An 11698-nucleotide genomic window follows, 5' to 3' on the forward strand; every position below is an offset into this window, starting at 1 on the left:
CAAAAACGGCCCGCTTGCGCGGGCCGTTCTCTTTACCGATGCCGCGAGGAATCAAGCCTCGACTTCATCATCCTTGTAGGCATCGACCGGGATGCAGGCGCACATCACGTTCTTGTCGCCGTACACGTTGTCGACGCGCGCCACCGGCGGCCAGTACTTGCTCTGCTTCAGGCTGGCCAGCGGGAAGGCGGCCAGTTCGCGCGGGTAGGCGTGGGTCCACTCGCTCGCGGTCACCGCGGTGGCGGTGTGCGGCGCGTTCTTCAGCGGGTTGTCCTCGCGGTCCAGGCGGCCGTCTTCGATCGCGGTGATCTCCTCGCGGATCTGGATCATCGCGTCGATGAAGCGATCCAGCTCGTGCAGCGACTCGCTCTCGGTCGGCTCGACCATCAGCGTGCCGGCCACCGGGAAGCTCAGGGTCGGGGCGTGGAAGCCGAAGTCGATCAGGCGCTTGGCCACGTCCTCGGCGCCGATGCCGCTGGTCTTCTCCAGCGGGCGCACGTCCAGGATGCACTCGTGTGCCACCAGGCCGTTGCGGCCGGTGTAGAGGGTCTTGAAGTGCGGGGCCAGGCGCTTGGCGATGTAGTTGGCGTTGAGCTGCGCGACCTGGGTGGCCTTGCGCAGGCCGTCGCGGCCCATCATCGCGATGTACATCCAGCTGATCGGCAGAATCGAGGCGCTGCCGAAGCTGGCAGCGCTGACCATGCCGACCGGGCCGTTGTCACCCAGCTTGCCCGGCAGGAACGGGGCCAGGTGCTCCTTGACCGCGCACGGGCCGACGCCCGGGCCGCCACCACCGTGCGGGATGCAGAAGGTCTTGTGCAGGTTCAGGTGCGAAACATCCGAACCCCACTTGCCCGGCTTGGCCACGCCGACCAGGGCGTTCATGTTGGCACCGTCGGTGTACACCTGGCCGCCGTGCTTGTGGATGATCTCGCAGATCTCCACCACCTCTTCCTCGAACACGCCGTGCGTGGACGGGTAGGTCATCATGATCGCGGCCAGGCGGTCGCTGTACTTCTCGGCGTTGAGGCGGATGTCCTCGACGTCGACGTTGCCGTTGGCATCGGTCTTGGTCACCACCACCTTCATGCCGCACATCTGTGCCGAGGCCGGGTTGGTGCCGTGCGCCGAGTCCGGAATCAGGCAGATATCGCGATGTTCCTCACCGCGCGAGCGGTGGTAGGCGCGGATCGCCAGCAGGCCGGCGTACTCGCCCTGCGCGCCGGAGTTCGGCTGCAGGCTGACCGCGTCGTAGCCGGTGCATTCCACCAGCATCGCTTCCAGCGTGTCGATCAGTTCCTTGTAGCCCAGCGCCTGGTCGGCCGGCACCAGCGGGTGGATCTGCGAGAACTCCGGCCAGGTCACCGGGATCATCTCGGCGGTGGCGTTGAGCTTCATGGTGCACGAGCCCAGCGGGATCATCGTGCGGTCCATTGCCAGGTCCTTGTCGGCCAGCGAACGCAGGTAGCGCAGCAGCTCGTGCTCGCTGTGGTGGGTGTTGAACACCGGGTGGGTCAGGAAAGCGGACTGGCGCAGCAGGCCGGCCGGCAACGCGTCGGCGGTGCTGGCATCCAGCGCGTCGACGTCCAGCGTGGCACCGAACACGGCAGCCACGGCCACGATGTCGGCGCGGGTGGTGGTTTCGTCCAGGCTGATGCCGACCGAGTCGCTGTCGATCGCGCGCAGGTTGTAGCCGGCGGCGCGGGCCTTGGCGTGGATCTCATCGGCGTGCACGCCGGTGACATGCAGGGTGTCGAAGAAGTCGCCACCGACCTGCACGCCTGCATTGCGCAGCGCTGCGGCCAGGATCGAGGCCAGGCGATGGGTGCGGCGGGCAATGCGGGTCAGGCCTTCCGGGCCGTGGTAGACGGCGTACATCGAGGCCATCACCGCCAGCAGCACCTGCGCGGTACAGATGTTGGAGGTGGCCTTCTCGCGGCGGATGTGCTGCTCGCGGGTCTGCAGGGTCAGGCGGTAGGCCGGGTTGCCCTGCGCGTCGATCGAGACGCCGATCAGGCGGCCCGGCATCGAGCGCTTGTAGGCGTCACGGCACGCCATGAAGGCGGCGTGCGGGCCACCGAAGCCGAACGGCACGCCGAAACGCTGGCTGTTGCCGACCACGATGTCCGCGCCCCATTCGCCCGGGGCGGCCAGCAGGGTCAGGGCCAGCAGGTCGGTGGCCACGGCCACCAGGCCGCCGCGTGCGTGCACGGCATCGACCAGCGCCTTGTAGTCGCCGACCTGGCCGAAGGTGTCCGGGTACTGCAGCAGCAGGCCGAAGGCTTCCGCTTCCAGCGCTTCGGCCGGAGTGCCGACGCGCAGCACGATGCCCATGGGCTCGGCGCGGGTGCGCAGCAGTTCCAGAGTCTGCGGGTGCACGGCGTCGTGCACGAAGAAGGTGTCCGACTTCGACTTGGCCGAACGCTTGGCCAGGGTCATCGCTTCGGCGGCGGCAGTGGCTTCGTCCAGCAGCGAGGCGTTGGCGATTTCCATGCCGGTGAGGTCGGCGCACAGGGTCTGGAAGTTGATCAGCGCTTCCATGCGGCCCTGCGAGATTTCCGCCTGGTACGGGGTGTAGGCGGTGTACCAGGCCGGGTTTTCCAGGATGTTGCGCAGGATCACGTTCGGCGTGTGGGTACCGTAGTAGCCCTGGCCGATGAAGCTGCGCAGCACGGTGTTCTTGTCGGCGATCGCACGGATCTTCGCCAGTGCCTGCACTTCGGTCATCGACTCCGGCAGCGCCAGCGGCGCCGGCGACTTGATCTTGGCCGGTACGATGGCATCGGTCATGCCATCCAGCGACGCGTGGCCGACGACGTCGAGCATCTGCGCGATCTCGGCGTCGTTGGGGCCGATGTGGCGCTCGACGAACGCATTGTGGTGCTCGAGCTCACGCAGGGAAGGGGTGTTCTGGGACATGGCGAAGGATCCGTCAGGAAAGGGCACACGCACGGGCACAAGCCGCCGGTCGGCGGTCTGCGGGGCGCCCCTCTGTCCTTTTGCCTGAGAGTTTAAAAGCGCGGCGGACCGCAGCTTCGTGCCCCTTCGGCGCCGGATCGAACCGGTCTCTCCAGAGTTCTGTTACGGGTGGTATCGGGCCTGAGCGATTACGGGCGTTGCGCCTTCGGCAGCGGTGTTCCGCTTCTCCCACCGTGTTGCCCGCTGATTATAGCCCGTTGCGGGCCCGCCGGCCGCCTCCAGGCATGGCCGCCGCGCCTGAATGGCCGATGGCCCGGCCGTGCGTTTTGTGCACCGCTGCATGGCATCGGGCGCAATCCCCACCTATGATGGGTGGATACCCGAATTCATCTGGCGCCGTCCCTGCAGAAGGGGACCGGCGCCCGCCGTGCGTGCCGCGCATGGCCCTGCCGGACGCCTTCCCCATGACCGCCGCTGTTGCTCCCTCCACCCGCCGCATGGCCCTGCTGCTCGCCGGTCTGGCCATGTTCGGTCCGTTCTCGATCGACACCATCTTCCCGGCGTTCCCGCAGCTGGCCCAGCGCCTGGCGGTGGACGAAGTGGCGGTGCAGCAGACCATCAGCGTGTACCTGCTGTTCTACGGCCTGATGAGCCTGGCGCACGGCCCGCTGTCCGATGCCTGGGGCCGCAAGCGGGTGATCCTCGGTGGCCTGGTGGTGTTCGTCGGCGCCTCGGTCGGCTGCGCGCTGTCCACCGACCTGACCACGCTGCTGGCGTTCCGCGCGCTGCAGGGCCTGTCGGCGGGTGTCGGCATGATCGTTGGCCGCGCGGTGATCCGCGATCTCTACCATGGCCACGACGCGCAGCGCCTGATGAGCCAGGTGTCGATGCTGTTCGGCATCGCTCCGGCCATCGCCCCGATCATCGGTGGCTGGATCCTGCTCAGTGGCGCCGGCTGGCCGCTGATCTTCTGGTTCCTGGTGGTGTTCGGGCTGGTCCTGCTGGCGGCCACTGCGCGCTACCTGCCGGAGACCCATCCGGTTGAAGCGCGCGTGCCGTTGTCGCCGCGCACGTTGATGCGTGATTACCTGCGCATCGGCTTCAACCCGCGCTTCCTGCGCCTGGCGCTGGCCGGCAGCATCGGCTTCGGTGGCATCTTCCTGTACATCTCCTCGGCGCCGGTGTTCGTGATGCAGCACCTGCATCTGGGCGAGGGCGGCTTCGCCTGGCTGTTCATCCCCACCATCGGCGGCATGACCACCGGCTCGTTCCTGTCTGGGCGCATGGCCGGGCACACCACGCCTACCCGCCAGGTCGCCATCGGTTTCGGCCTGTGCGCGCTGTCGGTGCTGTTGAACGTCGGCTACGTGGCGCTGGCCCCGCAGTTCGTGCTGCCGTGGGCGGTGCTGCCGATCTTCCTGGGCGGCATGGGCATGGCGTTGATCTTCCCGATCCTGGCGCTGGCGGTGCTGGACATGTACCCGCACCAGCGCGGCCTGGCCTCGTCGCTGCAGGCCTTCGTGCAGCTGATGATCAGCACCGTGGTGGCCGGCGTGGTATCGCCGCTGCTGAGCGCCAGCCCGCTGCACCTGGCGTTGGGCCAGGCTGCGTTCTTCGGTGCTGGTTTCGTGTTCTGGTACTGGGAACACCAGCGCGAGCGCGTGGCGCAGGCAGCCTGCACGGGCCATTGAGCAGCGCGCAGGGGTAGGGCGGACGGGGATGCCGGCACATCCTTGCAGCCGCGGACAACCGGACTAGGCTGGGCATTCCAGCCAGCCGGTGCGTGGATGCACGACAGCCAGCCAATCCGATGTCGTTGCATGAGGTTCCCCCATGGCTGCGCAGCAGACCTACCGCCTGTTCGAGGTGGCGCTGAAGGAGCGCCGCGTTCTCTCCCCTTCCCTGGACCGCATGGTGTTCACCGGTGCCGACGTGGCGCGGATGAAGACCGAAGGCCCGGACCAGCGGATCAAGGTGTTCTTCCCCTTGCCCGGCCAGGAGGTGCCACAGGTCCCCAGCGGCGAGGACTGGTACCCGCGCTACCGGGCGCTGCCGGACGATCAGCGCCCGCCGATGCGCACCTACACCATCCGCCAGCTGCGCGCCGAGCAGGGCGAGGTCGACGTCGATTTTGTCATCCACGGGGTGACCGGACCCGCTTCGCGCTGGGCCATGCACGCACGGCCGGGCGATCGCGTGGTGCTGCTGGCCCCCGATGCCGACTGTGCCGAGAGCAGCGAAGGCTGGGAGTGGAAGCCACCGGCCGGTGTCGGCCAGGTACTGCTGGTGGCCGATGAAACGGCGTTGCCTGCGGTGGCGGGCATCCTCGAAGAGCTGGCGGCCATGCCTGATCCGCCGCGCACGCTGGCGTTGCTGGAAGTGGCCCAGGCCGGCGATGCGGTGCCGTTGAAAGCGCCGGGCACCGCCGAGCTGGTGTGGTTGCCGCGTGGGCAGGCCGCCTATGGCCAGCCGCTGCTGCAGGCGGTCCAGGAACGGCTGTCAGCGACCTCGAGCGTGGCTGCTGGCGATGCGCTGGAGGAGATCGACGTCGATACGCAGATCCTCTGGGAGCAGGCCGATGCCAGCGTGGCCGGACCGCTGTATGCCTGGGTGGCCGGCGAGGCGGGTGCGGTGATGGCGATCCGCCGCCATCTGGTGCGTGACTGCGGGCTGGACCGTCGCGCGATCACCTTCATGGGCTACTGGCGGCACGGCAAGGTGCTGGACTGACCGTACTGGATCGAGCACGCGTGAAGCAGCGCTGCGGGCGGGGTGCGCTATCCTTGCGCCCCCCTTCGCAGCGGTACCGCACCATGTCCACCAGCTCCAAGACCCGCCGCGACCAGCGCCGTCGCCAGGAAAAGCAGGCCGCCAACAAGGCCGCCGCGCAGGCATCGCCGGTGGAACCGCATGCCGAGCTGCGCGATGCGCAGCGCACCCTGCTGGCCGGTGTCGTGCGCCGTGACGGCGAATGGGTGCTGGGCATGGACGGCCGCATCGCTGGCCACAGCGAGAGTGCTGCGCAGGTGCTGGCGCTGATCATGCAGGCCGGTGAACTGCACGAGCGCAACGGCACGCCGGTGCGCCTGATGTACTCCGATGCGCTGCGCGATGCCGCGCAGGCCGAAGCGAAGGAGAAGGGCCAGACCTTCGAGGAATTCAAGGCCGAGCTGGCCGCAGCGATGGCCGCGAAGAAGAACAGCTGACAGGCATTTCGGTAGAGCCGGCCGCTGGCCGGCTGCCCGTTGGGCCTTCATCGCGTAGTTGCCGGCCAGCGGCCGGCACTACCGGAAAGGGGCGGATCCTCGCGGATCCGCCCCTTTTTTCATTTCGCCGCCGGTGCCGCGTTGGCCTGCCAGCCGCACATCTGGCCTTCGTTCTGCTGCTTCAGCCACTCGTTGACCGGGGTGAAGTACTCGATCATCGGGCCGGCATCGAGCTTGTCGGTGCCGGTCAATTCCTTCAGCGTGGCCTGCCACGGCTGGCTGGCGCCCTTGCTCAGCATCGCCCAGTACTTCTGGCCGGCTTCCTTGTTGCCGTAGAAGGTGCACTCATGCAACGGGCCCTTGTAGCCGGCCGCGTCGCACAGGCCCTTGTAGAACTGGAACTGCAGGATGCGCGCCAGGAAGTAGCGGGTGTACGGGGTGTTGCCCGGCACGTGGTATTTCGCGCCCGGATCGAAGAACTCTTCGCCACGGGTGCTGGCCGGTGCCACGCCCTGGTACTTTGCCTTCAGGTCCCACCACGCCTTGTTGTAGTTGTCGGCGGTGATCGAACCGTCGAACACGCCCCAGCGCCAGCGGTCGATCATCAGCCCGAACGGCAGGAACGATACGCCCGACAGCGCCATGCGCATCTGGTTGTTGATGACCGCTTCACGGCTCTCGGTCGGCGCGTCGACCAGGCCGATCGAGCTAAGGTACTTGGGCGTCATCGCCAGCACGATGGTGTCGCCGATCGCTTCATGGAAGCCATCGTTGGCACCGCCCTGGAACAGCGGCGGCAGCGGGTTGTAGGCCAGGTCGTAATAGATGTGGCCCAGCTCGTGGTAGATGGTGGTGAAGTTCTCTTCGTTCGGCTTGATGCACATCTTGGTGCGCACGTCGCCTTCCATGTTCATGTCCCAGGCGCTGGCGTGGCAGACCACGTCGCGATCGTCGGGCTTGATGAACTGGGTCTTCTCCCAGTACGACTGCGGCAGCGACGGCATGCCCAGCGACACGTAGAAGTCCTGCGCGCGCTCGGTCATCTGCTTGGCGGTACGCAGTTCGGCTTCGCGCTGCGCCTTGTACTGCGCGGCCACGTTGGCATCCTTGCCGGCCTTCGCCAGCGCCGCGCTCAGGTTGGTCTGGTACTGCTTTTCCAGCGCCGCGGTGATGTCCAGGCTGCCGGCACCCGGGTACGGCTCCAGCTGGTCCCACAGATTCGACCAGTCCTGCTGCCACATGTTGCCCAGCAGGTGCGCGGCGATCAGGCCGTTGCCTACTTCGGCCTTGTCCTTGCCGTAGGTCTTGTCCAGCTTGCCGCGTGCGTAGCAGTGCAGCTGCTCGTACATCGGCTTGACCTGTTCCCACAGGCGATCGGTTTCCGGGCCGATCTGTTCCGGCGGCATGTCATAGCCGCTGCGCCACATCTGGCCGGCATCGGTGAAGCCCATGCCCTTGGCGCCTTCGTTCACCAGGCCGACGAACTTCTGGTAGTCGCCGCGCATGCTCCTGGTGGTGCTGTGCCAGCCCTGCCAGGCATCGAGCTGCTTGTCGTAGTCGCGGCTGCGCGCGAGCACCTGCTCCAGCTCGCCCAGCTGGCGGCAGGAGTTGGGATCGTTGGCATCGGTGCAGTACTTGCCGGCACCGTAGCTGCCTTCCATGCGGGTGGCGATCTGGGTCAGCTCGGCCAGCTTGGCAGGGTCACGCGGTGCCGGCATCGAGGACATCAGTTTCAGCAGGTGGATCGCACGCTTGCTGTCCTCGCTCATCGGCTTGCCGTCGAACTTGGCGGCCTGCTCGATCCAGCTGTTGAGCTGGGTCAGCGAGCGCTCGTTGGCCTTGGCCGCAATGCGTTCGGAATCACTGTTGATGTAGGTGGAAGACAGCCACTGCGCCGAGGTCATCTCCGGGTAGGCGGCCTTGAATTCGGCATTGATGCGGGCCACGAACTGGTCGGCGGTTTCGCCGGCCGGGGCGCTGCTGCTGGCGGTATCGGTGCCTGGGGCAGCTTCCTTCTTGCAGGCGGCCAGGGCCAGCGTGGCGGCGGCGACAGCCGAGGCCAGCAGGAGATGACGGTGTTTCACGGGCGGTCCTTGGGTGGTGAACGACGGCCGAAGGCTAGTGGGCCGTCGCCGCCACCGCAAGTGGCGGAAGTCGGTTGGGTTCGGCAGGGCTGCGCCCTGCACCCGCCGAAGCAACGGCAAAGGCCGAAGCAACAGCAGAAGCGGGCGATCCGTGGTTTGGCGGGGCGGTGTGGACTTGCAGGACACGCCGTAAACCCGTCCATGGGGGCTCGATGGCGCCATCCATGGCGCCAACGGTCCTGCAAGCCCACACCGCCCCACCTCTGACAGATCCTGGCGCATCGCGTCCCGCTCCGCTGTTGGTAGGTGTCGACCTTGGTCGACACACATCCACGCTATGCGTGGATGCGAGCGAAGCGACCCGCTTTTGACTTTGATTTTCTTTTGATTTTCCGTGGCGGACGCACACGGAAACTGTCAGAGGCCGGGCGGGTGGGCTGCGCAGGGGCGTGAGCCGCATGGGCCCGAGGCATGCCTCGGGCGGGTTGGGCAGGACGCCCAACCCCGGTCTTGCCGTGTGCGCAGGACAGCGCACACGGGCAAGCGGCGACCGAGTTTACAGGGACGTACTTGCAGCGCCCTCTGCGCAACCCACCCGCCCGGCCAAACCACGGCTTTTGATCTACGCAACCAACCCCGCCACGAGGGGCTCAGCCGTTGGCCTTCGCCTTCGCCTCGCGCGCCGCCTGTTGCTCGACCAGGGTCAGTGCCACGTTGTCACGCAGATAGGCCGGCTCGACCTTCTCCGGTGCGATGGCTTCACCGCGCGCGAAGGCCGGCACCGCCAGTGCCAGTACGTCCGACGCGCGCGGCAATGCGGCGGCATCGAATCCACGCAGGCCAGCCCCAAGTTGCGCCACCAGTGCGCCCTCGGCTGCGCCGAAACCGGTACCCACACCGTAGGCGGACAGCCCTTCCGGTAGCGATACCGCAGCGGGTGCGCATACGCGCTCAGCATCACGCGCCACCGGCAGGCCGTCCACGCGCTCGAAGCGGGCAACGTAGAGTTCGCCCATCCGCGCATCGATCGCTGACAGGATCTGCGTTTCTTCCGTCGGTGCCCGCAACGCCAGCACCTGCAGCGTCGAAACCGGCAACAGCGGACGGTCCAGGGCCAGCGCAATGCCCTGGGCAATCGCGATCGCAAGACGCACGCCGGTGAACGCGCCGGGGCCGCGGCTGAGCGCGATGCCGTCCAGCTGGCGGCGGCTGATGCCGGCTTCGGCCAGCAGCGCCTCCGCCCACGGCAGGCTCAGTTCGGCGTGCCGGCGCGGGGCAATCTCGAAGCGTTCCAGCACCTGCCCATCGACATGCAGGGCAACGGAACAGGCTTCGGTGGCGGTTTCAAAGGCGAGCAGTTTCATCGGATCGGGTCAGAACAGGGGGAACGTGGCACCGGGCGCCGGCTCGGGGCCGGTCGCAACAGCGACTGGGGCAGCCGCATCATCGGCCGCAGGCGCCCATTGTGGCGTAAAGAAGGCCTGCACATCGGCCAGGCTGCGGGTACGCCGGAACGGCGGCAGCGAATCGAGGAAGACCCGGCCATAGCCCCGGTTGAGCAGGCGCGGGTCGCACAGTACCAGCACGCCACGGTCGCTCTCGCTGCGGATCAGGCGGCCGACACCCTGCTTCAATGCGATCACCGCCTGCGGCAACTGCTCGTCGCGGAACGGATTGCCGCCCTGGCTGCGGATCGCCTCCAGCCGCGCCTCGTACACCGGATCGTCCGGCGCCGCGAACGGCAGCTTGTCGATCATCACCACGCTCAGCGCTTCGCCGACCACATCCACGCCCTCGCGGAAACTGGCCGAGCCGAGCAGCACGCCATTGCCGGATTCACGGAAGCGCTGCAGCAGCGTCGCGCGCGGTGCCTCGCCCTGCACGAACAGCGGCCATGGCCCGTCGCGCAATGCCTCGGCGGCCTCACGCAATGCACGGTGCGAGGCGAACAACAGGAAGGCCCTGCCCTGCGAGGCCTGCAACACCGGCCGCAAGGTCTGGATCAACGCGGTGCCAAACCCGCGCGCCGCCGGATCGGGCAGGCCTTCGGGCAGGTAGCACAGCGCCTGCTCGGGCCAATTGAACGGGCTTGGCTGCACCAGCGTGTGTGGATCGTCCAGGCCCAGGCGGGTGGCGATGTGATCGAAACCACCGCCAACGGTCAGCGTTGCCGAAGTGAAGATCCACGCGGCACGGCTGCGCTCGCGATGCTCGCGCAGCGGACCGGACACATCCATCGGCGTGCGCTGGCAGCGGAAACCGCGTGGCGTGAGCTCGTACCAGAGCACATCAGCCGCGCTGGCTGTGTCCGCCGGATCGGTATCGAAGTCGAGAGTGGGCTCGTCATCGCCCAACCAGCGGCTGAGCCGCGAGACCGCCTCACGCGCCCGCGCATGACAGGCATCCAGACCCGCCGCCGCTTCGCGCAGCGGCTGCAATGCCTGCTCCAGGGTCACCAACCCTGCCATCACCGTATCGAAGCCGACACGTACCTGCGGCATCGCCAACGCACGCCACTGCGTGCCACGCGACGGCAGCCCTTCCATCGCCGATCGCAACGCCAGCAGCGCCTGCTGCAACTGGTCGACCGGTTCCTGCAGCGCCGACTGCGCGCCGCCCACACCGCGTGCTTCAGCCAGGCAATCGCGCCCGAGCTCCTGCCACGGGCGCATGCCAAAACCCTCGCCGAAGAACTGCGCGGCCAGTTCGGGCAACTGGTGCGCCTCGTCGATGACGAAGGCCTGTGCACCGGGCAACAGCTCACCGAAGCCGTCCTGCTTCAGGGCCAGATCGGCCAGCAGCAGGTGATGGTTGACCACCACCACATCGGCAGCCTGTGCACGCTGCCGCGCACGCACCACGAAGCAGTCATCCCAGAACGGGCAATCGGTGCCCAGGCAGTTGTCGACGGTGGAGGTGACCATCGGCAGCAATGGGGAGTCGTCGGCCAGCCCGTCGAGCTCGGCGATGTCACCGAACTCCGAGCGACCGGACCAGGCCAGGATGCGCTGGAACTGCGCTGCCTGTTCGGGGCTGGAAAAACGCGGCTCTCCACGCGCCTGCTGCAAGCGGTAGCGGCACAGGTAATTCGCACGCCCCTTCAGCAGCGCACTGCGCAGGCCGACCCCGAGCGCCTGGCGCACCCGTGGCAGATCGCGGTGGTAGAGCTGGTCCTGCAGTGCGCGGGTACCGGTGGAGATGATGGTGCGCAGCCCGGACAGCAGCACCGGCACCAGGTAGGCGAAGGTCTTGCCGGTACCGGTACCGGCCTCGGCCAGCAGCAGATCACGCTGCTGCAACGCGTCGGCGATCGCTTCGGTCAGGCGCAGCTGTGCGGGACGCGGGACGAAGGCATCCAGGTGCGAGGCGAGCGCGCCGCCGTCGCTGAGGGCTTCGCGGCTGGCATGGACAAGGTCGGACATCAGAGGGAAAGGATACCCGGCCGGGCGCTGCCCGGCACCCGTTTCAAGCCGGAGCCAGAGCACCAGC

Annotated in this window: 7 protein-coding genes and 1 riboswitch; of the genes, 3 read left to right on the forward strand and 4 right to left on the reverse strand. The window is 67.6% G+C overall.

The genetic code is table 11. The features are described from left to right. Positions 1–51 precede the first annotated feature (51 nt). The gene (gene gcvP / locus N7573_RS18660) at positions 52–2919 is read right to left on the reverse strand and encodes an aminomethyl-transferring glycine dehydrogenase (RefSeq protein ID WP_279912722.1); all 2868 of its coding nucleotides are present in this window, start codon (positions 2917–2919) and stop codon (positions 52–54) included. A 62-nt stretch (positions 2920–2981) separates the two neighbouring features. Continuing rightward, positions 2982–3084, reverse strand: a riboswitch (glycine riboswitch). A gap of 299 nt (positions 3085–3383) precedes the next feature. Between gcvP and N7573_RS18665 the strand changes: the two genes are divergently transcribed. The 3 genes from N7573_RS18665 (at position 3384) to N7573_RS18675 (ending at position 6125) form a co-directional block, all read left to right on the forward strand. Beyond that, the gene (locus tag N7573_RS18665) at positions 3384–4610 is read left to right on the forward strand and encodes a multidrug effflux MFS transporter (protein WP_279912723.1); all 1227 of its coding nucleotides are present in this window, start codon (positions 3384–3386) and stop codon (positions 4608–4610) included. Between the two features lie 142 nt (positions 4611–4752). Next, complete coding sequence (locus tag N7573_RS18670; protein WP_279912725.1) at positions 4753–5649, forward strand: siderophore-interacting protein; 897 nt, start codon at positions 4753–4755, stop codon at positions 5647–5649. Positions 5650–5732: 83 nt separating this feature from the next. Continuing rightward, the gene (locus N7573_RS18675; protein ID WP_008265644.1) at positions 5733–6125 is read left to right on the forward strand and encodes a hypothetical protein; all 393 of its coding nucleotides are present in this window, start codon (positions 5733–5735) and stop codon (positions 6123–6125) included. A 119-nt stretch (positions 6126–6244) separates the two neighbouring features. Here the strand turns inward: N7573_RS18675 and N7573_RS18680 are convergent, their stop codons facing one another. From N7573_RS18680 to N7573_RS18690, 3 genes are all read right to left on the reverse strand, one after another. Then, positions 6245–8209, reverse strand: a complete 1965-nt coding sequence (locus N7573_RS18680; RefSeq protein ID WP_279943244.1) for a M2 family metallopeptidase — start codon at positions 8207–8209, stop codon at positions 6245–6247. 650 nt (positions 8210–8859) lie between these two features. Next, the gene (tsaB, locus tag N7573_RS18685; RefSeq protein ID WP_132810646.1) at positions 8860–9573 is read right to left on the reverse strand and encodes a tRNA (adenosine(37)-N6)-threonylcarbamoyltransferase complex dimerization subunit type 1 TsaB; all 714 of its coding nucleotides are present in this window, start codon (positions 9571–9573) and stop codon (positions 8860–8862) included. A 9-nt stretch (positions 9574–9582) separates the two neighbouring features. Further along, positions 9583–11631, reverse strand: a complete 2049-nt coding sequence (locus N7573_RS18690; protein WP_279913996.1) for an ATP-dependent DNA helicase — start codon at positions 11629–11631, stop codon at positions 9583–9585. Positions 11632–11698: the final 67 nt, after the last annotated feature.

Origin of the sequence: Stenotrophomonas sp. GD04054 (genome assembly GCF_029836955.1) — a bacterium.
Taxonomy (GTDB): Bacteria; Pseudomonadota; Gammaproteobacteria; order Xanthomonadales; family Xanthomonadaceae; genus Stenotrophomonas; species Stenotrophomonas maltophilia_A.